23 protein-coding genes are annotated in these 26,978 nt (G+C 42.7%); 14 read left to right on the top strand and 9 right to left on the bottom strand.

What is annotated here, in order from left to right; translation table 11 throughout:
* Complete coding sequence (locus tag OCV36_RS09710) at positions 1–717, top strand: 3'-5' exonuclease (protein ID WP_017074612.1); 717 nt, start codon at positions 1–3, stop codon at positions 715–717.
* 106 nt (positions 718–823) lie between these two features.
* Here the strand turns inward: OCV36_RS09710 and OCV36_RS09715 are convergent, their stop codons facing one another.
* Together OCV36_RS09715 and OCV36_RS09720 are read right to left on the bottom strand one after the other, a co-directional pair.
* Positions 824–1,516 (bottom strand): MOSC domain-containing protein, encoded by a 693-nt coding sequence (locus OCV36_RS09715; protein WP_135455039.1) that lies wholly within the window; start codon positions 1,514–1,516, stop codon positions 824–826.
* 142 nt (positions 1,517–1,658) lie between these two features.
* Positions 1,659–1,901: a hypothetical protein gene (locus OCV36_RS09720; RefSeq protein ID WP_135455041.1), complete on the bottom strand. Its 243-nt coding sequence runs from the start codon at positions 1,899–1,901 to the stop codon at positions 1,659–1,661.
* An 87-nt stretch (positions 1,902–1,988) separates the two neighbouring features.
* Between OCV36_RS09720 and OCV36_RS09725 the strand changes: the two genes are divergently transcribed.
* The gene (locus tag OCV36_RS09725; RefSeq protein WP_135455043.1) at positions 1,989–2,801 is read left to right on the top strand and encodes an AraC family transcriptional regulator; all 813 of its coding nucleotides are present in this window, start codon (positions 1,989–1,991) and stop codon (positions 2,799–2,801) included.
* Positions 2,802–3,013: 212 nt separating this feature from the next.
* On the opposite strand, the gene serC is transcribed toward OCV36_RS09725, so the two are convergent.
* Both serC and OCV36_RS09735 read right to left on the bottom strand, forming a co-directional pair.
* Positions 3,014–4,108, bottom strand: coding sequence for a 3-phosphoserine/phosphohydroxythreonine transaminase (serC, locus tag OCV36_RS09730; protein ID WP_135455045.1), 1,095 nt, complete (start codon positions 4,106–4,108; stop codon positions 3,014–3,016).
* Positions 4,109–4,270: 162 nt separating this feature from the next.
* Positions 4,271–5,533 (bottom strand): DUF945 family protein, encoded by a 1,263-nt coding sequence (locus OCV36_RS09735; protein ID WP_135455047.1) that lies wholly within the window; start codon positions 5,531–5,533, stop codon positions 4,271–4,273.
* A gap of 183 nt (positions 5,534–5,716) precedes the next feature.
* Between OCV36_RS09735 and OCV36_RS09740 the strand changes: the two genes are divergently transcribed.
* The 3 genes from OCV36_RS09740 (at position 5,717) to OCV36_RS09750 (ending at position 8,985) form a co-directional block, all read left to right on the top strand.
* On the top strand, positions 5,717–7,660 hold the full coding sequence (locus tag OCV36_RS09740; RefSeq protein WP_135455049.1) for an ATP-binding protein: 1,944 nt from the start codon (positions 5,717–5,719) through the stop codon (positions 7,658–7,660).
* On the top strand, positions 7,653–8,150 hold the full coding sequence (locus tag OCV36_RS09745) for a response regulator (RefSeq protein WP_017074619.1): 498 nt from the start codon (positions 7,653–7,655) through the stop codon (positions 8,148–8,150). Before OCV36_RS09740 ends, OCV36_RS09745 begins: the two co-directional genes overlap by 8 nt.
* Before the next feature lie 292 nt (positions 8,151–8,442).
* Entirely contained in the window at positions 8,443–8,985 is a 543-nt protein-coding gene (locus OCV36_RS09750; RefSeq protein ID WP_004734692.1) for a hypothetical protein, read from the top strand.
* Positions 8,986–9,117: 132 nt separating this feature from the next.
* Here OCV36_RS09750 and OCV36_RS09755 read toward each other — a convergent pair whose 3' ends face one another.
* On the bottom strand, positions 9,118–9,699 hold the full coding sequence (locus OCV36_RS09755) for a TfoX/Sxy family DNA transformation protein (protein WP_017074620.1): 582 nt from the start codon (positions 9,697–9,699) through the stop codon (positions 9,118–9,120).
* A 356-nt stretch (positions 9,700–10,055) separates the two neighbouring features.
* On the opposite strand from OCV36_RS09755, the gene OCV36_RS09760 reads away from it, so the two are divergent.
* The 5 genes from OCV36_RS09760 to OCV36_RS09780 all read left to right on the top strand — a co-directional run bounded on the left by OCV36_RS09760 (position 10,056) and on the right by OCV36_RS09780 (position 15,614).
* The gene (locus OCV36_RS09760) at positions 10,056–10,976 is read left to right on the top strand and encodes an HDOD domain-containing protein (RefSeq protein WP_017074621.1); all 921 of its coding nucleotides are present in this window, start codon (positions 10,056–10,058) and stop codon (positions 10,974–10,976) included.
* 54 nt (positions 10,977–11,030) lie between these two features.
* A complete protein-coding gene (locus OCV36_RS09765; RefSeq protein ID WP_135455051.1) occupies positions 11,031–11,936 on the top strand; it encodes a lysine exporter LysO family protein in 906 nt (301 codons plus the stop codon).
* 174 nt (positions 11,937–12,110) lie between these two features.
* Positions 12,111–12,638, top strand: a complete 528-nt coding sequence (locus OCV36_RS09770; protein ID WP_017074623.1) for a hypothetical protein — start codon at positions 12,111–12,113, stop codon at positions 12,636–12,638.
* 119 nt (positions 12,639–12,757) lie between these two features.
* Complete coding sequence (gene panP, locus OCV36_RS09775; protein WP_135455053.1) at positions 12,758–14,401, top strand: pyridoxal-dependent aspartate 1-decarboxylase PanP; 1,644 nt, start codon at positions 12,758–12,760, stop codon at positions 14,399–14,401.
* Between the two features lie 358 nt (positions 14,402–14,759).
* Positions 14,760–15,614 (top strand): MurR/RpiR family transcriptional regulator, encoded by an 855-nt coding sequence (locus OCV36_RS09780; RefSeq protein ID WP_004734686.1) that lies wholly within the window; start codon positions 14,760–14,762, stop codon positions 15,612–15,614.
* A 123-nt stretch (positions 15,615–15,737) separates the two neighbouring features.
* Here the strand turns inward: OCV36_RS09780 and OCV36_RS09785 are convergent, their stop codons facing one another.
* The gene (locus tag OCV36_RS09785) at positions 15,738–17,030 is read right to left on the bottom strand and encodes an iron-containing alcohol dehydrogenase (RefSeq protein WP_135455054.1); all 1,293 of its coding nucleotides are present in this window, start codon (positions 17,028–17,030) and stop codon (positions 15,738–15,740) included.
* Positions 17,031–17,494: 464 nt separating this feature from the next.
* Here OCV36_RS09785 and OCV36_RS09790 point away from each other — a divergent pair, with 464 nt between their 5' ends.
* Together OCV36_RS09790 and OCV36_RS09795 are read left to right on the top strand one after the other, a co-directional pair.
* On the top strand, positions 17,495–17,758 hold the full coding sequence (locus OCV36_RS09790; RefSeq protein WP_009847069.1) for a GrxA family glutaredoxin: 264 nt from the start codon (positions 17,495–17,497) through the stop codon (positions 17,756–17,758).
* A 250-nt stretch (positions 17,759–18,008) separates the two neighbouring features.
* Positions 18,009–19,691, top strand: coding sequence for an aspartate:alanine antiporter (locus OCV36_RS09795; RefSeq protein ID WP_017074626.1), 1,683 nt, complete (start codon positions 18,009–18,011; stop codon positions 19,689–19,691).
* A gap of 314 nt (positions 19,692–20,005) precedes the next feature.
* Here OCV36_RS09795 and fabV read toward each other — a convergent pair whose 3' ends face one another.
* The 3 genes from fabV to OCV36_RS09810 form a co-directional block, all read right to left on the bottom strand.
* Positions 20,006–21,208 (bottom strand): enoyl-ACP reductase FabV, encoded by a 1,203-nt coding sequence (gene fabV, locus OCV36_RS09800; RefSeq protein ID WP_029224999.1) that lies wholly within the window; start codon positions 21,206–21,208, stop codon positions 20,006–20,008.
* Positions 21,209–21,418: 210 nt separating this feature from the next.
* Complete coding sequence (locus OCV36_RS09805) at positions 21,419–23,701, bottom strand: acyl-CoA dehydrogenase (RefSeq protein ID WP_017074628.1); 2,283 nt, start codon at positions 23,699–23,701, stop codon at positions 21,419–21,421.
* Between the two features lie 55 nt (positions 23,702–23,756).
* Entirely contained in the window at positions 23,757–24,386 is a 630-nt protein-coding gene (locus OCV36_RS09810) for a TetR/AcrR family transcriptional regulator (protein ID WP_029225000.1), read from the bottom strand.
* 653 nt (positions 24,387–25,039) lie between these two features.
* Here OCV36_RS09810 and OCV36_RS09815 point away from each other — a divergent pair.
* Positions 25,040–26,347: a TolC family outer membrane protein gene (locus tag OCV36_RS09815; RefSeq protein WP_135455056.1), complete on the top strand. Its 1,308-nt coding sequence runs from the start codon at positions 25,040–25,042 to the stop codon at positions 26,345–26,347.
* A complete protein-coding gene (locus OCV36_RS09820) occupies positions 26,347–26,958 on the top strand; it encodes an OmpA family protein (RefSeq protein ID WP_135455058.1) in 612 nt (203 codons plus the stop codon). The genes OCV36_RS09815 and OCV36_RS09820 overlap by 1 nt, the downstream gene beginning before the upstream one ends.
* Positions 26,959–26,978: the final 20 nt, after the last annotated feature.

Below are 26,978 nucleotides of genomic sequence, written 5' to 3' on the forward strand. Positions count from 1 at the left end.
ATGAATAGACTCTTTAGCTCCCCTGCGGTTGATTGGCCTTTTAAATTTGCTCAAAAGCTAGAACGTTCGAAGGATGAACGTTTGAAGCAGTTCTATGGCGAACCGCTGCCCGATCCCGAAACGCCATTATCTGAAGTGACCTTTTTAGCCGTGGACTTTGAAACTACAGGCTTAAATCCGGTAAAAGATGGCATTATTACTATTGGCTTAGTGCCTTTTACACTCAATCGTATTTATCTACGACAAGCAAGGCATTGGACGCTAAGGCCTAAGCAAAAGCTGGAAGAAGAATCGGTGGTCATCCACGGTATCACGCACAATGACATCATTGATGCACCAGACTTAAATGAAGTGCTCGAAGAGATCTTAGGTGCAATGGCTGGCCATATTCCGGTAGTTCACTACCGCCGTATTGAACGTGATTTCTTAGACAATGCGTTAAAAGTAAGGCTAGGCGAAGGCATTGAATTTCCAGTATTAGATACACTAGAAATCGAATCTCAGATTCAGCATAAATTGGCTGGTGGCTTGTGGAACAAACTAAAAGGTAAGAAACCCGCGTCAGTAAGACTTGGGCAAAGCCGTCGTCGATACCACTTACCGGACTACACGCCACACCATGCGCTAGTGGATGCCATTGCAACCGCAGAACTACTCCAAGCGCAGATCGCCCATCACTATAGCGCTGATATGCCCTTGAAGGATTTCTGGCTGTAGTAATAGTAATAGTAATAGTAATAGTAATAGTAATCGCGATGGCCGTATGAAAGATCGCAAACATAAAGAAGCCCACACTCTTAAAAATTGTGGGCTTTCTCGAGTATTACTCTGCTGTCGGACCAACCAATCGCATTTCCCAATCTTCAATCTCTCCAGTTTCTAGGCGACGCTCGACAAGGTTGCCCCAAGATTCGACTAACGGCAGCCTAGCCAGCTCGCTTAGCTCTTGTTTGTCGAGACAACCAGTGAAAACCGCGCCCATGATTCGAGCTAGAGGCCAGTCAGGATAAGGTCTTTCGCACAAAATAATCTCATCACCAGTACCAATATCACCGTCTTCCAATACTCGGAAGTACCAACCTGTACGAAGAGTATCTTGTAACCTTCTTGCCATGTCATGTTGGTCGAATCGTACATTCAACTTCCAACAAGGCATACGCCCTTGCGAGACTTCCAATAATGTTGAGCCAATACGAATCTTATCTTTCAAAAAAATTGACGCTTCCGTCACGCCAGTTGAACTGAGGTTCTCACCAAATGCGCCTGCGGTTTGAAAGATCGCCTTATCGCCCAATTCGTGCTGCCAAACTGGGTAGTGTTCACTTGGATAAATATGAAGGGCTTTTTGAATACCACCATGAAAGCGAGGGTCACCTTGCTCGTCGTTGATAAAACCAAGCTCTGTAGCGTGTTGACGACCAGACACAACTTGTTTGTCAATGGCACTTTGTGCACCGTGTGCAAAGGCCACAGTCTTGCCTGCTAATACGTTATTCACTACGCCTAACTTTTTCATATCCCTTCCTCTTTAACTGAGATTTGTCTGCTTAACTTTATCGCTTGCTTAGCCTTGCCGCTTATATAACTTTATCGTTTGCACAGCCTTGTCACTTGCTTAACCTTGCCGTTTGTTTGGCTTCACGCGACGAAAAGCGAAGTTATCGCTGTCCCAATGACCTGAACATCGGAATCGAAGCCAATACCTCTATACGTTTTTCTGTACTTTTTAGATAGCGAGTTTCACTGTCAGAATACAATACATGCCGCTGATAACCTTCTAAGTGAGGGAATTTAGCTAACACGGTTTTAAGTGATATTTCACATATTTCTTGGTTGATGTTATCAATGTCTATTTTGAATAAGAGTTGGTTTTCTTTGGATATTTCGACTTGATATCGCATACGTCTCCCCTCATGACTTCATTCACGTTACCGAGCATGATAGCCTAGCGAACTCATGTCAGAGTAGAGATATAAGGACAGTTAACAATGCCAACCCGCCAAATTAATTCTCACTCCGGTGTCATGACTTCAAATGAGATGATGGTTGCCAATTTTAATTCACCCGCGTTGGTGAAGACCATCGACATGCCTAAAGGGTACATCGACAAACTGCATCAACACACGTGGCATCAAGTTATCTTCCCCATCAAAGGGCTGTTGCAAACCAAAACCGATCACTATCAACACCTTGTGCCGCATACTTCTGCTCTGTTTGTGCCTGCCGGTATTCCACACGAATCTATCGCACTTAACCATACGACATTTGTCGGCATTTATCTCAACCCTGCCTTTGGCACAACTTATAAACCCGAAGTACGCACCATTGCGCTCACGCCGTTCTTAAATGAACTGTTACAAGAAATCCGCAGGCAATGTGAAGGACGACCTAATGACGAAGAAATATCGCGATTACTGGCGGTATTGCACGATCAAGTAATGAAAGACAACGTACAGACCTTTCAATTATTATTACCTGAAGATCGTCGCTTGAAACTGATATTCGAAGCGCTCACAGACACACCTGCTTTAGATTGGTCGCTGAACGAATGGGGAAAGAAAGTCGGAGCATCAGAGCGAACCTTATCGCGGTTATTCTCCAAAGAGTTCAATACATCGTTTCAGTTGTGGCGACAGCAAATACGGCTGATTTACTCGTTGTCTTTGTTGGATGAAGAAGCCTCTATTCAAAGCATTGCCGACAAAGTGGGTTATCAAAACGACTCTTCTTACATCAAAGCATTTAAAGCATATTTTGATGTTACTCCGCAGCAGTTTCGCGTTAATGGTCGACAAGGATAGTAAGCACGTATGGTGGTAGCGGCTTAGTAAGAACACTAGGTAAGAACGCTGAGTAAGAACAAGTAATGTGATCTTTTTTACTTCGTTATAGCCTGGCGTTACAAGAGTTAAAACCGAGATTGGGGCTGGGAAGTCAAACTCATCGGTTCAGCAAGATCAAAAAAGAGGAGCATTAGCTCCTCTTTCTAATCGTAAATATTGAATTCTGCTGATTAAGCGTATTTTTCTTCAAACTCTTTCATAAAGCTGACTAATGCTTGAACACCTTCGAGCGTCATTGCGTTGTAAAGCGAAGCTCTCATTCCACCTACCGCTCGGTGGCCTTTCAATGATTTAAGACCAGCAGCATCAGCTAGTTCTAAGAACTTGCTATCCAATTCTGGCTTCGCCAGTTGGAACGGCACGTTCATTCTTGAGCGGTTTGCTGTGTGAACATCGTTTTTATAGAACGTAGAATCATCAATCGCATTATACAATAACGCCGCTTTTTCTTGATTGACGCGTTCTATAGCTTCAACACCACCTTCAGCTTTCAGCCACTTAAATACAAGGCCTGATAAATACCAAGCATACGTTGGTGGCGTATTAAACATTGAGTCTTTTTCAGCAAGCACTTTGTAGTTAAGAATGCTCGGCAACACATCGTTGGCAAGGTCTAGTAGATCATCACGCACGATGGCAATACAGATACCCGCAGGACCAATGTTCTTTTGAGCGCCCGCGTAGATAACACCATACTGAGACACATCGATTTGACGAGATAAGATATTTGATGACATGTCAGCAACGATTGGCTTGTCAGTTTGCGGTAGCTCACTGATTTCAATGCCATCGATGGTTTCGTTTGGACAGAAATGTACGTACGCAGCTTCTGGGTCGATTTTCCAATCTTTAGCCGGAACAACCGCCGCTTTGCCATCAATAGACGTCTTCGCGTTAAATACATCGATTTCACAATATTTGCTCGCTTCAGTCACTGCGCTTTCTGCCCAGTAACCCGCATCAATGTAAGTCGCTTTCTTTGCATTACCTAAAAGGTTTAGAGGCACAGCAGCGAATTGAGCACGAGCGCCCCCCTGACAAAAAAGAACTTTATAGTTGTCTGGGATATTCAGAAGATCACGTAGGTCTTGTTCAGACTCATCGGCAACTTTAATAAACTCTTTGCTGCGATGGCTGATTTCCATAACGGAAGTCCCTAAACCATTCCAGTCAATAAAATCAGCTTGTGCTTGTTTCATTACTGGTTTAGGTAGCGCCGCTGGGCCAGCACTAAAATTGAATACGTTATCTAATGTAAGTTCCATGGGGATAATTGCTCCTGCTAAATAATAACTAAGCAAGTAATACCATGTTTTAACCAACATAAAAACAACAAAAGAGGTCTTAAGACCTCTTTTGTTTCGTACCGTACAAAATGTTTAACTTAACCCGTTAGAACACCTTATCAGTATTCAGTCTTATTCTTTTTATTGAACAAAAGCAGGCATTAGAAGTGCAATTAATGGAATTTCTTGTCCATTTTCAAACACTAGATTCCCATTCTTAATGTCAGCGCTGATTTCATAACCACTTTCCGTTTCTTTGATCATTTCCATTACCAGCAATTCATTGATGCCTTCACGAATGAATGGGTACTCCTCAACAAGCCCATTTGAGAAACTCGAGTGAATATTACCCGTCAGTGCAGGAACAATCATAGAAGGATTACTGCTGATGTTTTCAGTGCCTTCAGGTACGCTCACCAACCATTTAGAGTCGAATTCACCCTTGCCTAGCTCTAACGACATATTATTCATTGAAAGGTCGAACCCTTTAGCAAACAGTATATCGATGAATGGGATGATCTCTGCAACGTCTTCCTGAGTCAAAACCGGGCTCGATTGATAGATCGCAAAGATTTTCTCGAACGACTCGCTATCCAGTTTTGCCATTTCGAAATCAACATTTAAGTTGTTCACTTGGCCCTCGTTGGTCTCGATATTAGCGATATCCAACTTAAGGTTACTACGCAAACGCTTAGTCGCTTCATCAAGGTGCGATTCAAAATCGTACTTTGAGTTTTCGATAGTCATGAATGGCTGCATTGTCGAATCTGAAACAAGGAAGCTATCGATAGTAAAGTTCTGTGAACCCAACCAATAACCTTTAGCTTGCTGACCAGAACCCACACCATTTAGGTTCGACAGTGTCACCTCTTCGCCTGTTTCAAAATCAATTTGAACAGAAGGAATAGTAAGCTTGTAATCGACTTGCCCTAATACCGTGGCATGGCCAGACAGATTCGATTTCGTGATAGATACCGAGGTACCATTGTCATCAGATCCTTGATAATTAAACTGACTTAACTCGAAGTTGAAATCGGTGTTACCGTTTAACTCAGTACTGGTAGTAAGAGTCAGAGGAAGAATATCTGTATTTTCAAACGTCGACAGTGCATTTAGGCTTAACAGACCATGGCTAACCGCGCTGTTGATAACAAACTCACTCGGAATCCCATCAAGCGCCAGTTGTTCTTTGAGATTTTCATCCGTCACAGTTAGACGTGTTTTGACATTAGAAGATAAGTAACCTCTATCGTATTCCACGATCTCAGCTTGAATGCTCGAATTGTTAAGGTTTGCCACACCATCAGTAATAGCATTCTGTCCAATTTGGCCAACCGCTAATGGCCAACAAAGTGCCAATGAGATTGCTCCGCCAATTGCACCAATTTTTCTTAACTGTTCCATGAGTTCTCTTTCTACACTAGTCTGTTTTTTTTAGTCTAACCCATCAGTAGCAAACAAGAAACATTGAGTTAAATCAGTCTATTGCTCGATACTTCAATTGCCTCAATAAATTAACGGCTAGCTCTCATCCTTATTCAGCGGTTCTTGCTAGGCTAGAGACGTCGTTACTATTAAGGTTGAGCTGTGAATCAATACGCTGTTATCTGTTTGGACAATAATCCGGTTAGCATTGAAAGAATACGTTCGGAGCTGGCTCCGTTAGCTTCTGTATTCGATATTTATACTGCCGAGAACATAGAAGACGCGCATCACGCATTAGAAGATATCCATGATCACCACCAAACCGTTGCTTTAGTGATCACTCATCATCATTCTGGATTTAATGGTGTGCAATTTCTTATTGAACTGGAACAGCTGCCCCATAGTAATACCGCAAGAACGATATTAGTCAGCGCTTCGTCAGACATTCAATCCATTCTGACCGCGGTGAATGAAGGCCGGCTCAATCACTGCCTAACCAAACCCGTTCAAGATCAAGTTCTCTTCAAATCGGCGCAAAAAGAGCTGACCTCTTTTGTTATCCAATACGACTCAGAAAACCTGTTATCTTACAGCGACGCGTTGGATCAACAGCGCTTATTCAGAGCACACATCGAACAAAAGATTCATTCTTTTCAATCGGGTTTCATTCACGACTACCACCAACTTTCTGACAATGCCCTTGCAGAACGCGTGGTCAGTGCCTTACAAGATGTCTTCTCTAAAGACGATAAAACCAAAGCCATTCGTGATTACTCACCGGAACATTTGCTTACTGTAGAAGGTGAAGACAATCGTTTCTTGTGGTTAATCATCGAAGGTGAAGCGGCACTCTACAAAAAAGATGAGCTAGGACAGCAACGAGAAGTAGTACGTCACTCAAAAGGTAACATTGTTGGCGGCATGTCATTCGTGACTGGCGAGCCTTCATTCTCAACGGCAATTACCCTAACCCAGACAAGAGTGATCAAGCTTGATAAAGATAGCTTTGCTCAGGTCATGCATTCAAACAGTACCCTGCTCCCACTCTTTACTAACCTGTTGCTTCGTCACTTTAACCGACGCTTGCAAAGAAGCATCACCAATAAGATTAAGCTCCAACAAACACTCGAGTCATTGGAATCCGCACATCAACAGTTAATCGAGAAAGAAAAGATGGCAATGTTGGGTCAGCTTGTCGCGGGCGTAGCGCACGAACTGAACAATCCAATTGCAGCTATTTTGAGAAGCATCGAAACCTTGTCTGAACATCTCGATCAGATACTCAATAACTCATCACTCCCTGACTCCAACAAAGGGACGGACGTATTAGCGCATTCGAAATTAGCGAAGCCGCTATCAACAGCTCAAGAGAGACAGTTGGTGAAGCATCTCTCGTCGACCATTGATGATCGTGCTCTGGCAAAAAAAACAGTAAGGCTAAATCTGAGCCAAGACACTGCAGTATTAAACACTTTAAAAGAGTCACCTGTCGCAGGCAGAGAGCTGCTCAACGACTTAGAACATTACCACTATGTTGGAAACTCAATTCGCTCTATTCAAGTTTGCAGCAAACGCATTGCTGACATGGTGAAAAGCTTAAAAAGTTATGCCCGAGAAGATGAAGAAGTTCGCCACTACGCCGATATTCACGAAGGGCTTGAAGACACGCTCGTTATTTTTGAAAACAGACTTAAACATCATCAACTTGAAAAACATTACGACACCGACTTGCCACCTTTGTTGTGCCAGTCACTCGCATTGCAACAAGTGTGGACTAACCTTCTTTCCAATGCGCTCGATGCCCTTTCTGAGAAAGGGAAAGTTTCGATCACAACCTCTCAGGAAACAAGAGGTGGCGATGCTTTTCTGGTAGTGCAAATATCCGACACAGGTCAAGGTATCGATAAAGCACACATCAACACTATTTTCGACCCAAATTTCACGACTAAAAAAGAAGGTAACTTTGGTCTAGGGATTGGGCTATCCATCTCTCAACAAATTGTTTCAGCTCATCAAGGGTTTATTTTGGTGGAGTCTGAGGTAGGAAGCCATACTCACATGCAGGTTTGGCTCCCATTCAAACAAGAAGGAGCACCTCATGAATAAGTACCTAATTTTATGTGTCGACGATGAACCGGAAGTTCTTAACAGTGTCCTTCAAGACTTAGCGGTATTTGAAGAAAATTTTATCGTTGAAGGTGCAGAATCGGTAGATGAAGCCAAACAAGTGATTAAAGAGATGGGACAAGATGGCATTAAACTCGCCTTAATCTTGTGTGACCACATCATGCCAGATAAAACCGGGATTGATTTTCTCATTGAACTCAACCAGCACGATCACACTAAGCCAACGCGTAAACTCCTACTCACAGGGCAAGCTGGGTTAGAAGATACCGTGACGGCAATTAATAACGCAGCGCTGGATTTCTATATTTCTAAGCCTTGGAAAGGCGATCAGCTCAGAGACACGATTACTCAACAACTGACTGACTATGTCATTGCAAACGACAAGCAATTGCTAAACTGGACGGCGATCTTGGATACCGAACGTATACTGACCTCAATGGCAGACAAACGTACAAGCTTTGGTGAGTAGTTCTTACACCTTATTTAATTGCACTTAAGTTTTGTCTAATTACGCTTAGATTTTGTTAATTTCGACTTAGATTTTGCTTAATTGCGCTTACATTTTGGCAAACTGTCTCTAAAACATGAGATCTCAGTTGCAGAGTAACCCTTGATTTGGTCATTTTTTAGTTAATTGACAAATGATTGGCATTTTTATGGATTACTTTTCCGTGAGTTAGATTAAACTGTCTCAATGTTTATGGTTTGCCTGATTTTTCTCAAACCAAAGGAATTAACACAAATAAAGGTTTACTGTCGTTATGCGCAAAATTCTACTTACTACCGCTATGCTATTGGCTTCTAGCCAAGCACTAGCTGTTGATGAACAACCACAAGTAATGAGCAACTTTAACTACGATTACTTTGAAGCACGTATCGGTGCTAGCCCAGTAACATTTGGTGGCGCGTTCAGTAAGTCAATTCACCCGAACGCTCACGCTATCGCACGTATCGATTCAGAATTTGAAGGCGATTACGATTCAGCGGTAGGTCTTGGTTTCCACGCTCCATTAAACAACTGGGCAGATTTAACAGGTGAAATGCTAGCGCGCATCGTACAGCCTGAAAACTCAAGCTCGACTGATATCGGTATGGAAATCAACGTTGGTGTTCGCCAATGGCTTGGTCCACAACTGGAAGTGGGTGGTAAAGGTGGTTACGTTTCAATCGATGATAATGATGATTGGACTGGCTCTGTTTACGCACGTTTCCACTCTACAGAGCTATTCTCTCTTGGTGCAGAAGCTCGTATCAACGACTTCTATGGTGATCAACTCATGTTCACGGCTCGTTTCAAGTACTAAAACTTAACGAGACCGCGCTCAATGAGCACTTAGTCTTTCAATAGATAGGACTAAAACAAAAACAAAAAAACCGAGGATATTCCTCGGTTTTTATTTATTAACAGTAATCTTAAGCATATAGGGACGACTTCTTTAGTGGCAGCTTTTTAGCAATTGCTGCTTGCGTGGTTCTTGTAATAGTTTCCAATGGATACCATCAATTGCACCTGCAAATTTCCAAAGTAGTTTTAGGTCAACGTCATTGCCGTACGCTTCACGAACCTTATTAAACACTTCAGGTGCGCCTAACTGCATAAACATTGAAACATCGTCTACACCAGCCTTCTTAACCATGCGTTCTAATGTAAGTTGCATGTTCGGAAGATCTCTCAATCTACGGCTAGCTGATGATTTTTTGAAGCTACGTTGCTGAATTGAATTATCGATCGAAGTACGAATAATGCTATCCAATTCGGGATGTTCACATGTAAACAGGTCAGTAATATCGTAATAGTTTACGGTTGCTGTTGTCTGTTTTTTTACATGACGATACTTTTCACAATCAAGACCCGTCAGTTTTTTATCTAATGAGTTTCCACCTCTAATGAATAAACAACTTTCACTCAACAAAGCGAACATAGCGTCATTTTGAAAGAGGCCAATACCCCCAAACATAGAACGTTTTTGATGCTCACCAAATTGATTCACGTAATTAATAAATGCTGTCTCGGTCATATCCGTTGATCCTTAATCAAATTACCCCGATTAGGTTGATCACCAGACAAGCAGCTTTTTATGCGAAAAATTTTTAATCTATCTTTATTATTTAGGTGAATATTATGTTTCGTCTCTCACCTTTGAAACAAATGATACTTTGAAAAGAAAAATAAGTCTGGACTTAGTTCACATCAATCAATTGTGTATTCCATGATTTCATGGTTGACGTCACAGTAAACTATCAAAAACAGCTAGAATTCTGACATTTGATGATACATCGGTTCAAGTTTTCGGAGCTTATGTGGCCCGATCAGTATTGCCTCGCAGCATCGTGGCTTGTAAAATGGTACGACATACATGTTTTTACTTTTTATATGAATCATTTATCGTTTTTCTGGCTACCACAAAATAAGGCTCTTTTGTTAAAGGGTTTAGAATCAGAGTTTGCCCAACTTGTTGGACATTCTATCTCAGCGGGAAAAATCACACTTCCTCCTATCCCTAACGTCGTGCTGAAAATTCAAAAGCTTTGCACCCTAGATTCAACTGGGATTGCTGAAGTTGCAGAGTGCTTACTGGAAGACCCTGGCCTTACCGCCATAGTAATTCGAGTTGCTAACTCTGTCGTTTTTAACAGGCGTAACATTACCTGTGTCGATATTATGACAGCGGTTTCTCGTCTCGGTATATTGAGAGTACGTGACATTGTTACGGCTCAAGCGATAGAACAGCTCAAGCATTCTGTAAATCTTAGCAACGAATGTAACCAACTACTGGTTCAGAGTGCTTCTGTTTCTAAAGAACTTGGTGCGACCATGGTACTGGTCACCAACGGCTTCAAAGAGCTATCTCCTATCGAATACCGCTATCTTGAGCATGAAAAGTCATTGCTTGTTGGGTTATTGGCTGACATTGGTTTATTTTGTTTGGTTAGCGAATATCACCTATACCTCGAAAACGGCAACTACTTAAACCACGATATCGCCCTGCAGATATTCCAAGGCCAATGTTCAGCTACGAGTAAGCTAGTTTTAAAACGTTGGGGCTTCGACAGCGACTTCATTGATGTATGTAGTAACACCATCAATAAACAAGAAGAACGCGAGGTGTCTTACCTTGATATCGCAAGAATCGCTAACCACCTACTGATGTTCAGAAATAAGGATGAGAACATCGATGAACACGAAGTTGAACTTAACGTGACAGGTGCAGAGGTGCTGTATAAATTAAGCAACTTGAGCAAACATGATTTTAATGCAAAGCTAAGCGACGTGATCAATACTAGTGGCTTCTAAGTCACTGTTAAGTGACAAGTAAATGTAATATGAAGTAAATGCAATGGGGAAAGCATGTTTACAGGGATGATCTTTATATTTGCACCACTCGTCGTGGGGTATCTTTTTTCTATTTCGAACGCTCAAACGCTAGAGTTCATCAACCGCTCTACGTCGCGGTTGATTTACGTAATTCTAGCGTTAATGGGGCTAAGCTTAGCCGCCCTCGATAACCTAGGCAGTAATCTGCAGACAATACTTCTTTACACCGTCACTTTCTTTGTCTGTTTGAGCGTTTGTAACCTAATGGCGTTACCTGCTATCGATAAGTTACTGCCACTCAAAACAGACAGCAGTAAAAAGAAACTTCCCCTTTCTTCTATGGCGATGGAGTCTGCCAAACTAATCCTAGTGGTGGGTTCAGGCCTTATCGCTGGTTTAGTGCTGCCTATCAGTCTTGGTTGGGTCAATACTGCAAGCGAATGGATTTTGTTTGTACTTCTGTTCTTTATTGGTATTCAACTGCGTAATAGCGGATTAACACTTCGACAAATTTTGCTGAACAAACACGGCATGGTCATCGCAATCACGATTATCATCACCTCAATGCTAGGTGGCGTTATCGCGGCTTACATTCTGGATATACCTCTGTTCAAAGCCTTGGCAATGTCTTCTGGGTTTGGTTGGTATTCTCTGGCAGGTATCTTGATGGGTGACGCCTTTGGTCCGGTTTATGGCGGCGCTTCTTTCATGCTTGAGCTGTTAAGAGAGTTGGTTGCCTTAGTACTGATTCCAGTGCTGATTCGCAGCTATCCATGCACCTCTATTGGCTATGCTGGTGCTACAGCGATGGACTTCACCCTACCGGTCATTCAAACCACAGGCGGCGTTCGATGCGTTCCTATCGCGATTGTCAGTGGCTTTATATTAAGCCTGCTTGTCCCTATTTTGATGCTGTTCTTTGTATCTCTTGCTAACTAGATCGCAGGAATAGCGATTATTTTAGATTAGAATGCATCTCGAATACCAATGCCCAAGATACCGATACAGTTACCGAAATAAAAAGACACTAAGTGTCATTGCTCAACAAATAATGATCACGGTACTCTGTAACGACTAAGTTCTAAAAAGAATAAACTTACAAAAGGAACCACTATGAAACGCCTTTGCGTCGCATTACTGCTAGCTTCAACTTCTACTTTCTCTTTTGCAGCAGATTCAATGTCTGAAACAAACCAATGCCAAGCAAAAAAATATGACGCGTACATCGACGCTTCTTTGAATTGGTACGCTGACCTTGCTGCTTTAACTTCGGAACAATACCCAGAGTTAACAGAAGTAAGTGAATGGTTCCTGGAAGGCCGTAAGCACCACTTCGAGCTTAATCGTGCCGCGGTAAACTACTACTTAGTAAACGATTCAAGCAAAGTAGCAACTGAACAGCCTGTTGAAGGTTGGTTGCAACTAGAACAACACGACATTAAGACGCTTTCAACGCGTGATGATGAGCTTGGAAAAATCGCTAAAACCACGTTCGACGACCGTCAATCAACGCCTCATGCTCAAAACTACGAGCTACGTTCAGCCTTTGCAGAATTGCTTAGCCACCCAAAGCAAATCGACACAGCATTACAACGCTACAATCAGTCGATTACTAAACTTGAAGCAATTAAGTGTAATTAACCCCTCATTTAGTATGCTTTTTTGAGAAGTTGGATTTCATAATTAAGACGGGACATTGTTCCCGTTTTCGTTTAGATTATCCCGCTCGCGTCAATATAAAAAAAAATAACTCGCTTGCTATGGTTACGGAACAAAAAACTGCAGATGTTAGCTTCGACAGTCTTCTACGTATATTTACAGTACCAGAAGGCCCAGATTCAACACTCACTCAAATTGAAGACAAACTTTCACGAAACCTGAATCAATTCTTACGTGAACATATTGTGGCTGAAGAAAAGCCACTACGTGAAATTGAGAAAGATTTTTCAAATGCTCATATTCCCGAGCAGCCTGAGTTTGTTTCTGAACACACTGAACATCTCCTCGATACTCTCGTGTCTCATTCGGTACATACGTCGTCGCCAAGTTTTATTGGTCACATGACGTCTGCTCTGCCGTATTTCTTGATGCCGCTGTCTAAAATCATGATTGCGTTGAATCAGAATCTAGTAAAAATCGAGACCTCAAAAGCTTTTACTCCCCTAGAACGTCAAGTTTTGGGTATGCTTCACCGCTTGATTTATCAAGACAACGACCAGTTTTATTCGCGTTGGATGCACAGTGCAAACCACTCTTTAGGTGCGTTTTGTTCTGGTGGAACCATTGCGAACATCACCGCACTTTGGGTGGCACGTAACAATGCACTGAAAGCACAAGGTTCGTTCAAAGGTGTCGAGAAGGAAGGCTTATTCAAAGCCATGAAGCACTATGATTACGAAGGCCTGGCCATCTTAGTCTCTGAACGTGGTCACTACTCTCTAAAAAAAGCCGCAGATGTGCTCGGTATTGGCCAAGAAGGCCTAGTGTCTGTTAAGACAGATAACAACAACCGTATTTGTACTGACGACTTAAGAATCAAGATCGAGCAGCTCAAGCAGAATAAGATTAAGCCTTTTGCTGTTATTGGTGTGGCTGGTACAACAGAGACCGGTAATATCGACCCATTAAGGGATATTGCAGAAGTATGTGCTGAGTCTGATTGCCACTTCCATGTGGATGCAGCTTGGGGCGGCGCGACGCTGATGTCGAACAATCACCGTCACCTACTTGATGGCATTGAACTCGCAGATTCAGTTACGATTGATGCGCATAAACAACTCTATATCCCGATGGGTGCTGGTATGGTTCTGTTCAAGAAACCAGACGCGATGACAGCCATCGAACATCACGCTCAATATATTTTACGTAAGGGTTCTAAAGATCTGGGCAGCCACACTTTAGAAGGCTCTCGTTCAGGCATGGCCATGCTTGTTTACGCTTCGATGCATATCATCAGCCGTCCTGGTTATGAACTGTTGATCGACCAGAGCATCAACAAAGCACGCTATTTTGCCGACCTGATTAAACAACAAAGCGATTTTGAGTTGGTATCAGAGCCTGAACTTTGTCTACTGACTTACCGCTATGTTCCTGAATCGGTTAAAGCCGCTCTGCAGAAAGCTAATGCGAAAGATCGTGTAGACCTGAATGAGTTATTGAATGAGCTCACTAAGTTCATTCAGAAAAAGCAGCGTGAAACGGGTCGATCTTTTGTTTCAAGAACTCGCTTGAACCCTGAAGATTGGGCACACCAACCGATCATCGTTTTCCGTGTCGTATTAGCCAATCCACTAACCGGCAATGACATTCTTTCTTCCGTACTTGAAGAACAGCGTGAAATCTCTACACTAGCACCTAATTTGATGAGTAAAATCACCAAGCTGGTAGAGCAAATAAACGCCTAACCATTCAATTTTAGTTGCATCAAATTGAAAATTTCTTTCTTTTTGATGTAACTAAGCTGTCAGTTCATACTCAATTTGCATTCTTTTTATTCAAAATCTCTTCCAGTTCTGTAGTTTTCTAAAATTTTGTTGAGGTTTGTCATATTCTTAAGCATTCATGCCGTGTTTTTGTATTAGTAAATAGTATGTTGGGTTTATACTGACTCTATGGTGCTAGTTAGCTTGATATCTCTTTGACGCAGCAGTATTTACAGACCAAAAATATTTTGAGTATTGTTTTACTGATATTTGTTTCAGCCATACCCCCTGGTAAAAAGATATTAACTAGCAAGTTGTTCTCTATACCCTTGTGAACACTATGAATACATTAGAAAAAATACAAAAAAACCTGGAAAATTTCAGCAAGTCTGAGCGTAAGGTAGCCGAAGTAATCATGGCTTCCCCTCAAACTGCAATTCATTCTAGCATTGCTACCTTAGCTAAAATGGCTGACGTAAGTGAGCCTACAGTTAACCGCTTCTGTCGTCGTTTAGACACAAAGGGCTTCCCTGACTTCAAACTTCACCTAGCACAAAGCTTGGCGAACGGTACACCTTATGTGAATCGTAATGTTGAAGAAGATGATGGCCCAGATGCTTACACGCATAAGATTTTCGAATCGACTATGGCTTGTTTAGACGTTGCTAAAAACAGTCTAGATGCGATGCAAGTAAACCGTGCGGTTGACTTGTTGACTCAAGCTAAACGCATTTCGTTCTTCGGTTTAGGTGCCTCTTCAGCGGTAGCGAAAGATGCTCAAAACAAGTTTATTCGTTTTAATATCCCTATCACTTGTTTCGAAGACATTGTGATGCAACGAATGAGCTGCATTAACTGCAGTGATAACGATGTTATTGTTCTTATCTCTCACACTGGCCGTACCAAAAGCCAAGTTGAGATTGCGAACTTAGCTCGTGAGAATGGTGCAACCGTTATCGCAATTACCGCGAAGGACTCTCCATTAGACAAAGCAAGCTCTCTGTCTATTTCATTGGATGTACCCGAAGACACTGACGTTTACATGCCAATGGCAAGCCGTGTGGTTCAAATGACGGTTATTGACGTGTTAGCGACAGGCTTTACTCTTCGCCGCGGTTCTGGTTTCAGAGAGAATCTAAAGCGCGTAAAAGAGTCACTTCGCGATTCACGTTACGAGAAATACTCTCAGTTCTAACCTGCAAAGACATGAACTGAAAGCACATGACCTGAAACAAGCTGAATTAAGAAACGGAGCCTAGTGCTCCGTTTTTATTTGTCTGTTTAAAAATAGTTAATACAGAGAACAGATTAGAGCCCGCTAGATAGTCCAGCTATTACCCTTCTCTACCACACTGTTCTCTGAGGCATAAGAGTTGATAATGGTAAAACTCGACTCGGCAGCAGGTTCTTGCACAACTTGATTCATTGAAGCTCCCTCATGATCCCCCTCTCCACAACTGCACTCCTCGCAAACCTGCTTCAGAATATGTACAAGCCGCTCTTGATTCAACGGTAAAGGGTTTCCTTTAATAGCCACTGATTTGAGCGCATCGGCAGACACCTCATCAAACTGAGCTTCACAGACGCCAAACTCAAGTAAGCTTGGTAGCTTGAGTGTATCCAACACTTCAGATAACCAAGCAATCGCCTCTTCTTCTTTTGCTTCTGAGTTACCTGTCACTATCTGCGCGATTCGCTGATAACGCGCTAATATGCCGTTTCTTTGCTGCTCTTTCGCTACTGCTATGTTTTCTAACATCACAAATGGCGCCAAGCGCGCTGTAATCACACTGTGCGGCGCAGAAATCTTACCTCCTAACGCCGAAGCTAGCCCGTGCGCAGCGCCGAGCTTAGCATTGGTTATCGCCATTCCTCCAAGCATAGAAGCGAAGGCAAGATTAGAACGCGCTTGAGGTTCATCATAGATACACGCCTGAATGACAGAGCCACTGAGCTTGCGCAACCCTTCTTCACAGATCATATCGGTTAGCGGGTTGGGTTCGCCACACACATAAGCTTCCATTAAATGAGTAAATGCATCCATCGCACCACGCCCCGATAAATAAAGGTTGGTACCATGAGTCAATGTTGGGTCGACAATCGCAACATCTGCCAACATGTCTGGGCTTCTAAGGCTTATCTTGACTTGGTCTTGACCGGATTTAAGCACTGCGTTCTTGGTTACTTCTGCGCCTGTACTGGCTGTCGTAGGAATCGCTATAAATGGAATAGGTTTGGTCTTCAAAGGAACATTACGACCTACCACTTCGACATAATCGTATAGATTGCCTTGGTTTGGCAGAATGGCAGCTAACGCTTTACCCATATCAATAGCGCTGCCTCCTCCCATCGCTACCACCATATCGGGCTTAAATCGACGCGCAGAAATGACCGCTTCCTCTACCATTTTGATATTAGGTTCACCTGAAACAGCAATGTGTTGATAACGCATGCTTTGTGCATCGAAATAATCAGTAACTAACGAAGTACGTTCTAACGTATTGCCTGTAACCAATAACACGCTGTAGCCGTATTGATTAAAGAGAGACAATGAAGCCTTCAATGCCCCATCACCAAAGATGATCTTTGTAGATGTCATAAATTGAAACATGGTGCCTCCTGCGCCTATGTATGACGAAACAAAACTGCGAACTCTTGGTATATATGACGTTTGTATTTCAAACAGAACCACGATATTGACGTAGTAACATCAGCGTAGATTACAGAGTATGGTTCCATATCTAGTTCTAAGATGCCGCGTTCTGCACCTGATTTTCTTGACGGGGTGCAACTTGTCGCATTAAAAGCAGATTAAAGTCGTATTCTTAGGGGTAATTCACACTCTTATATTAGGGGTATTCGTTGTCGACATTCACAAGAAAACGACCGTGTTCTTTTTTATGAACATTATTTGCACTGATAGGCAAAACCTATGGTATTAAGAGGCAATTCCATCTTTATTTCCCTAGGGCATTAGGGCATAGTTGGTTTCAAGAATTTTTGAGTCATATTCAATTAAGAATAGTTGACGTATTTTAGGTTAACGAGCCTCATCCCGTATTTAGGAGAAATGAAATGTTTGTAGTTATTTTTGGTCGCCCTGCTTGCCCATTCTGTGTTCGTGCAAAAGAGCATGCTGAAACTCTTAAAGCTAAGCGTGATGACTTCAACTACCGCTATGTTGATATTCACGCTGAAGGCATCAGCAAAGCTGACCTAGAGAAAACAGTTGGCAAGCCTGTAGATACAGTGCCACAAATCTTCATCGACCAAGACCACATTGGCGGTTGTACAGAATTTGAAGCATACGCAAAAGAAAACCTAGGTCTTTTCGACTAAGCTAAGGTTTCTCTTACGGGAACCAAGGCTAAAGCCTTAAACAGCTAACCAATTCTAGAGTTAGTCTGTACTATTTATGTGAAGCCCGCTCATTGTAGCGGGCTTTTTTTATGACCAGTTTTCGTACGGAATAAGAATAAGGTTAAAATCAAGTAAAATAACAAAATATCGCTTATAATTTATTTATATTTAGATACAATTCACCTCACAAACTTACCCTGTGTTTCACGCCAATTATTGAGCGACCACTGTGAATATCGACGTTGTTTTTCTGTTAGAACAAAACCCCATTCTCCTCATCTTTGTTGTGTTATCGATTGGATTAGCCATTGGTAAAATTCGTTTCGGTAGCCTCCAGCTCGGCAATTCAATCGGTGTTCTGATTACTTCCCTAGTCATGGGGCATCTTGGTTTTTCCTTTAACGCAGATGCGCTCACCATTGGTTTCATGCTGTTCATCTACTGCGTGGGCATTGAAGCTGGACCAAACTTCTTTGGTATCTTCTTTAGAGACGGTAAGCACTATCTCATTCTTAGTCTTGTCGTCCTTTCCACGGCAATAGCCCTGACGTATTTCAGCAGCCACTACCTCGGGTTAGGCTTTGGCTTATCTGCAGGTATGATGGCAGGCGCCTTAACGGCAACGCCAATACTGGTAGGTGCTCAAGATGCTCTGAACTCCGGGCTTGCAGAATTACCAAGAAATATGGATTTAGGCCTGATCATCGAGAACCTCTCTGTTGGTTATGCGATGGCTTACTTAGTTGGCTTAATCAGTATGATTATGTTTGCTCGCCTTATTCCAAAGCTTCAGAAAGTAAACTTGCACGATTCAGCTGAGCAAATCGCTCAAGAACGTGGCCTAGGTGCTTCTGGGCAACGTAAAGTTTACCTCCCAATCATCCGTGCTTATCGCGTAGGACAGGAACTTATCTCTTGGACCGATGGTAAGAATTTACGTGAGTTAGGTATTTATCGCCAAACGGGTTGCTACATCGAGCGTATTCGTCGTAACGGTATTCTTGCCCACCCCGATGGTGACGCGATTCTGCAAGAAGGCGATGAGATTGCATTGGTAGGCTTCCCTGACAGCCATGCTCGTCTCGACCCGAGCTTCCGTAATGGTAAAGAAGTTTTCGATCGTAACCTTCTCGACTTACGCATCGTTGAAGAAGAGATCGTCGTTAAAAGTGACAACATCGCAGGCAAGCGCCTTTCAGATCTAAATCTATCTGAGTACGGCTGTTTCCTTAACCGCGTAGTAAGAGCTCAAATTGAAATGCCGATGGACTTAAACATCGTATTGTCTAAAGGTGACGTTTTACAGGTCAGTGGTGAAAAGAGTCGTGTTCACGGTTTAGCTGAGAAAATTGGTTTCATCTCAATTCACAGCCAAATGGCAGACTTGATGGCTTTTTGTAGCTTCTTCATTTTGGGCATCTTGTTTGGCTTAATCACCATGACGTTTGGCCAAGTTTCTTTTGGCTTGGGCAATGCAGTTGGCCTGCTACTGTCAGGTATCATGCTAGGCTTCTTAAGAGCAAACCACCCTACTTTCGGTTATGTTCCTCAGGGTGCACTAAACATGGTCAAAGACCTCGGTTTGATGTTTTTCATGGTTGGTATTGGCTTAAGTGCCGGCGGCAAGATAGTTGAACATTTATCCCAAGTGGGCCCACAAGTAATTGGTATTGCTCTGGTTGTAAGTGTACTGCCTGTATTCTTCGCCTACTTAGTTGGTGCTTACGTTCTGAAAATGAACCGTGCTCTGCTGTTTGGTGCCATCATTGGTGCGCGAACCTGTGCTCCGGCCATGGACATCGTAAATGACCACGCTCGTTCAACGATCCCTGCGTTGGGTTATGCTGGTACCTACGCGATAGCCAATATATTGATGACCTTAGCGGGTACTTTCATCATTATTATTAGCTAACCTCTTAGGCGTTAAGAGCGCCTTAGCTTAGGAATTTTTAATGCACTAATTCATCTTGGGGTTAGTGCATTTTTATTGCCCGAAACCTTTTACTCTTTTCCCGGTCTCTCGATTTGAGCCCTCTCGTATATCAACCTTCAAACTTTCTCTTTCGATCTCTTAGTATTTCGTATTCCTCATGTTGCTACTCGCCTCTTTTAGATCTCTTCGCATCGCTACTCAATCCCGTATCTGCATTAATCTCTTTTCTCTAACTGCAGGCAAAAAAATAGGCACTCAATGAGCACCTATTCGTTTAGATTTGATCATTTGAATTAGATGTCAGCTACATCAAACTCAACAGCTGGATTAACATCAGCTTCGTAATCAACACCTTCAATGCCAAAACCGAATAACTTCAAGAATTCTTCTTTGTACTCAACGTAGTCAGTCAGTTCTTTTAGGTTCTCAGTTGTGATTTGAGGCCATAGGTTGCGACAGTGTTCTTGGATGTCTTCGCGAAGTTCTAGGTCATCTAGACGTAGACGGTTCACTTCATCAACTTCTGCTGCGCTGCCGTCTTCTTTATATAGACGTTGGCTGAACATACGGAAGATTTGTTCCATACAACCTTCGTGAATGCCTTCTTCACGCATTTTCTTGAACACCATAGCGATGTAAAGAGGCATAACAGGAATAGCAGAACTTGCTTGAGTCACAACAGACTTAAGAACAGCAACGTTTGCTGTACCGCCAGTCTGGCCTAGTTTCTCGCTAAGTGCTGACGCTGCACGGTCTAGATCCATCTTAGCTTTGCCTAGCGCGCCATCCCAGTAGATTGGCCACGTTAGTTCAGTACCGATGTAGCTGTAAGCAACCGTCTTACAACCGTCAGCTAAAACACCCGCTTCAGAAAGTGCGTTGATCCAAAGTTCCCAATCTTCACCGCCCATTACAGTAACAGTGTCTTTGATCTCTTCGTCAGTAGCAGGCTCAACGCTTGCTTCAATAATCGCGTCTTTGTTCGTATCTACTGCTGTAGATGTGTACGTTTCACCGATAGGCTTTAGAGCTGAACGAATCACTTCGCCAGTCTCAGGCATTTTACGCACTGGAGATGCCAGTGAGTACACAACCATATCGATTTGACCTAGGTCTTCTTTGATCAGGTCAATAGTTTTCTGTTTAGCTTCGTTAGAGAAAGCATCGCCGTTAAGGCTTTTTGAATACAGGCCTTCTTCTTTAGCAAGCTTGTCGAACGCTGCTGAGTTGTAAAAGCCAGCTGTGCCAGTCTTTTTCTCAGTACCGGCTTTCTCGAAGAAAACACCGATAGTTGAAGCGCCGCCACCAAATGCAGCCGCAATACGTGAAGACAAGCCGTAGCCACTTGAAGAGCCAACAACGAGTACACGTTTAGGTGCATTTGCGATTGGGCCTTGAGCTTTTGTGTAAGCAATTTGTTCTTTTACATTAGCTTCACAACCGACTGGATGTGTTGTAGTACAGATGAATCCGCGAATTCGAGGTTTGATGATCATATTCAACTTCCTTAAAAAATCAGGTTAAGGATAAGAGTTTCGTACGCAAATGGCATCTAATTTCTGTAAAAATGTGGTGAAAATGCAAGTGGTTGGAGCACTCAGGTCATATTTGCTGACTAAGTCACCATTTGTTAACGCATCTATTGCGATTTCTACGACAAAAACAAAAAAAGGCACCTTATAAGGTGCCTTTTATCATTTCTTTATCTAAGCAACGCTATTTAGCTTAGGTTTTAACTCTTTTCGCGTCAAAGTTTCACTAAAGTCATGGCTGAAGTGATCAACTTGAATCGCAGCGTAACGCAGTTTATCCGCAGCTACGATTTGGTCTACTTCTTCTTGAGTCAACACATCAGCAGCAAGTGCTTGAGCCAGTTTATCGGCTAGCAAGCCTTTACGAGCGACTTTACCCTCTTTCACAGCTTTGAAGATCTTACGTTCCAGAGGCTTAATGCTGTACATCGCATTGAAAGCGTTCTCCATAAGACCAACACTATCATCCTCTTCCTTACCAATGTAGCAAAGGTGAGTCAGACGTTCACGGTGTGCACCTGGAGTCATCAAGCTTTCTGCCAGTTGAACCGTTAGGTTATCACTTGGTTTCTCGAAGTGGTTACCTACAGGGAAAACTAAACCTTTCAGCACTTTCCCAACCATCTTGTTCGGGAAGTTACGGTACGCTTCTTGTAGTGACTTAGCCGCATTGTGGAAACAGTGTTGAACCGCGTAGTGTACGTAGTCTAGGTCAGCTTGTTGACGACCTTCATCCTCATACTTCTTAAGCGCAGCCGAAGCCATGTATAGGTAACTTAGGCCATCGCCCAAACGTGCAGAGATAAGCTCTTTACGTTTCAGCTCACCACCTAGCGTAAGCATTGCGAAATCAGCACTTACCGCTAACGCACGGCTCAAACGAGTTAGGTCTTGGTAGTAAGGTTTTGTTGGGCCACTCATGTCGGCTTTAATAAATTTAGAGCCCGTAAGTGCTGCACCAAACGCGCCAAACGTGTTCTTAGTTGCGTGTGAGATGTGCTTAAACAACAAGCTATCAAAGTCTTTTGCACCTTGTTTCTCATCTGGGTTCGCTGCCGCTTCCATTTCGCTCAATACGTATGGGTGACAACGTGTCGCACCTTGACCGAAGATCATCAGGTTACGAGTTAGGATGTTCGCACCTTCTACTGTGATAGCAACTGGAATACCTAGGTAAGGCGCAGCCAAATAGTTCATTGGGCCATCTTGAATTGCACGACCTGAATGGATATCCATTGAGTCATTCAAAATAGTACGTGCCATTTCTGTCATGTGATATTTAGCGATAGCCGTTACGATACCTGGTTTCTCTTTCATATCTAGCGACGTAGTTGTCAACGTACGAGTTGCTTCTAACAGATACGTTAAACCACCAATACGACCTAAGCTCTCAGCAACACCTTCAAATTTACCAATCGACATGCCAAACTGCTTACGAACATAAGCGTACGCGCCGGTCGTTTTCGCTGTTAGGTGGCCCATCGCCGTGCCAAGTGCGGGTAATGAGATACCACGACCTGCAGACAGACATTCCACCAGCATACGCCAACCTTTACCTGCATAGTCAGCACCACCGATTAGCCACTCCATTGGAATGAACACATCGTGACCACGTGTAGGACCGTTCATAAATGCAAGGCCAAGTGGATCATGACGCTCACCAATCACAACACCTTCGTGATCAGCTGGGATAAGCGCACAAGTGATACCAATGTCTTCCTTATCGCCAAGCAGCTTTTCTGGATCGTGCAGTTTGAACGCCAAACCCAGAACAGTCGCGACAGGTGCAAGCGTAATGTATCGCTTGTTCCAATTCAGTTTGATACCTAGTGTTTCTTTGCCTTCATGCATTCCCATACAAACAGTGCCAACATCAGGGATACCTCCCGCATCAGAACCCGCTTCAGGGCCTGTTAGCGCGAAACATGGAATGTCGGTACCGTCAGCAAGACGAGGTAACCAGTAATCTTTTTGATCTTGAGTACCGTAGTGAGACAAGAGCTCACCAGGGCCAAGAGAGTTTGGAACCATTACCGAAACCGCAGTACTGATGCTTCGAGTCGCAATCTTAGTTACGATGGTAGAGTTTGCGTGCGCTGAAAATTCACGACCACCGTACGATTTCGCAATAATTAGGGAAAAGAAACGCTCTTTGCGTAAGAAGTTCCACACTTCCTCAGGAAGATCTCGGTCTTCTTTTACAATTTTGTGGTCATCAAGCATAGCAAGCAAGGTTTCAAGTTCATTGTCCATGAACGATTGCTCTTCCGCTGTTAGCTGAGGTTTTGGATATTGATGCAGCTTAGTGAAATCTGGTTTACCAGAAAACAGCTCTCCGTCCCACCACACACTACCTGCTTCCATTGCTTCTTTCTCGGTGCTAGATAGTGGTGGTAGTACTTTTTTAAAGAGTTTAAAAGCTGGGTCACTTACCCATTTTTGTCTTAGAGAGCTCATAGTTCAGATCCTTTTGTTCACTATATTGGTTGTGAATGTTTCGCTTTTTATTGTTTTATTCTTCTGCTGACATGCCAGCGGCTAAATATGGAATAAGAATATCGACCACTGCTTTAGCATCTATTCGCTTGCCGTAATCATTCTCTGCGATTTCTACGAGAGCCTGACTGGAAGCCATGGTGAATACACAAGTCCCTAAGGTGAAGTGTAATCGCCAAAATAACTGTTCTTGAGTGAGGTTCGGGTTGGCTTTCATTACTGAGTTGGTAAATAAAGTCAGTACTTCGCTGTAGCGAGTTGTAATGAACCAACGCAAGTGCCCTTGTACATCGGTGTAACCACGCCCAATAAGTAACATGAATCGGCTAGTACCATTCGGCCTAACATCATTAAGCGCTCTTAATGGCTGCCTTAAAGACTCAAACACATCATTCATAGAATACGTTTCGTTCAAGTTTAAGTTCACTAAAGCGTCTTGCAGCGCAGGCATAAATGCTTCTAAGTATCGATTGAGTACTGCACGAACCAGAGTTTTCTTATCGCCAAAGTGGTAGTTCACTGAAGCAAGATTGACATTAGCTTTACCCGTAATAGTGCGTAAAGAGGTGTCATTAAAACCATGCTCAGCAAATAAGCCTTCAGCAACATCTAAGATTTTTTCTTTGGTTGTACTTCTTGGTGCCATTTCAATCACTCGTATTAAACAACTGTTTGAAATATACCCTTAGCACATTTATTTAACAAGCAAGCAACATCACATTTTCACAAATTGGTCGTACCAGTTGATAAAACTAGACACTAACCGATTGAATAAATGTGTGTTTACGAAAAAAGGAAAAATTAATGAATTTTCTGGGAACTGAAATAGAAATGGAGGGTCATAAATTAAGTAGAAAACAGAGTATTTAGAAGTTTAACAGGCCGTCAAACTTGTTTCTCCCTGCTTTCTTAATTACTGCATTTTTCCTTATTAACTCCTATACTTGTATCCGCCCAAACCGTGTTGGTTTGGGCTTTTTTTTTGCCTATATCTGTACATTTCCTGCCTATTTAAGCCGTTAGAACATCAAAATTACCGATCTTTCTTTATGCGTCAACAATCGCAAATCAAGCTATTGAGTTAAAACACAATAAGAACGGCGACTAATTTAGGCCCATTTGTAAATTTACCGTCATGTATACAGGTTGATTATCGTAAATACCAACTTAAGTAATTTTCTTCATTAAACTTCTCATTTTTCAAACAAATGGCCTAAGCTTCGTTTAACAAGGTTAACAATTTTTCACTAATTGCTCTTATCCATAGAGAAGACAGTTACAAGTAGAAGGAGAACTACTTTGAGATTGTTTAAGTTATCGATTTTAAGCTGCTGCTTAGCAGCTGCACCCGTCTTTGCTCAAACTTTAGAGCAGGCCGTTGCTATCACCTTGGCTACAAATCCTGAGATCAAAAGCATCTTCAATGACTATGTGAGCGTCAAAAAACGAAATGATGCAGCAGGTGGTGCTTACAGACCAAGTATCGACCTTGATGCTGGTATCGGTTACGAAGGTATAAACCCAGCGCCAAATAACGGCCCTGATACAGACCTAACGCGAAAAGAAGCGACAATATCCCTCACTCAGTTGTTGTGGGATGGTTCTTCAACGCTAAACGACATTGATCGTACTGCCGCAGAAGCAGAATCGGTTCGTTTACAATTAATAGCTGATGCCGAAGATAAAGCCTTAGAGGTTACCCAAATTTACTTAGACGCAGTAAAAGCAACTGAAGTACTCGCCCTCTCGGAAAGTAACCTTGCCGTGCACAAAAAGATATATAAAGACATAAAAAGACGAGCAGTTTCGGGCATAGGCTCAACGGCTGATGTATCACAAGTAGAAGCTAGGATTGCAAAAGCTCATGGTAACTTATTGGCTGCGCAAAATAATTTAATCGATACGCACACCCAATTCCGAAGAATTGTTGGTCAACAACCTCTCGGCTTAGTTTACCCAAGGGCAGATATTTCTAAGATCCCCCTATCTTTAACTGACGCTATCGTTGACGCGTTAGACAGACACCCTGTAATCAAGATAGCGGCCGCAGATGTTGATTCCGCGCACTTCCAATACAAGCAATCGAAAGGGGTTAATTATCCTACTTTCTCCATTGAAGCTTCTCAATCATGGCGAGATGATGCAGGGGGCGATGAAGGCTCAAGTCAAGAAACGTTAGCTATGCTGAGAATGCGCTATAACCTTTACAACGGAGGCACAGACAGTGCTAACTCAGAAGCAGCCGCTTATCAGCTGAATAAAGCAAAGGATCTGAGAGATCGAGCTTATCGTCAGGTAGAAGAAGGACTTCGCCTTTCTTGGAGTGCATTGGATCTAACACTGCAACAAAAGAACTTTTTATCCGACCACGTAGATTCAGCCTCAGAAACTGTTATCGCATATGAGAAACAATATCGAATAGGTAAACGTACGTTGCTTGATTTGCTCAACACAGAAAACGAATTGTTTGAAGCCCGTAAAGATTACTTAGATGCACATTACTCAGAACAATACGCTAAATATCGCGTAATGAATGCAACAGGTTCTTTATTGAATGCTCTACTGGTCGACATTCCAGAAGAGTGGACAACGGCCGTGGAGTATTAATGATGAAGATACCTTACTTATTACTTTCAACATTAACGATATCTTTATGTGCATGCTCTAGCCAACAAGAAGAGCCTTACATAGAAATACCTGAAGCTGAACAGATTTCTGATCTGCAAGATAACGACAAAGACGGTGTGGTGAATGCTCGAGACACATGCCCTGGCACACCAGAAGCATCGCTCGTCGATAATGATGGCTGCGGAGAAACCATTCGCTCGGAAGAAGTCAGACAACTGAAAATCCTCTTTGCAAATGACTCTTATGAAGTTAACCCCATCTTTTCAGATCAAATCAGTACGATGGCTGAATTCTTAGAAACATACAAAAGCGCGTCAATCGAGATTCAAGGCTACGCGAGTAAAGTGGGCGCTAACGATTACAACTTAGATTTGTCGAAGAAACGAGCCCATCGTGTTGAAGATGAACTGTTGTCAAATGGCATCGAACCTAGTCGAGTGAGAATTGTCGGTTATGGTGAAGAGCGACTAGAAAGTGATGGTGACGACCCAACATCACACGCTTTGAACCGTAAAGTAACGGCTACGGTTGTCGGGCTAAACCAAGAGATCGTTGAAGAATGGACCATATTTACCACGCTAGAAAAATAACGTGACATTGTCACCTTGTT

This window comes from Vibrio echinoideorum (genome assembly GCF_024347455.1).
GTDB lineage: Bacteria > Pseudomonadota > Gammaproteobacteria > Enterobacterales > Vibrionaceae > Vibrio > Vibrio echinoideorum.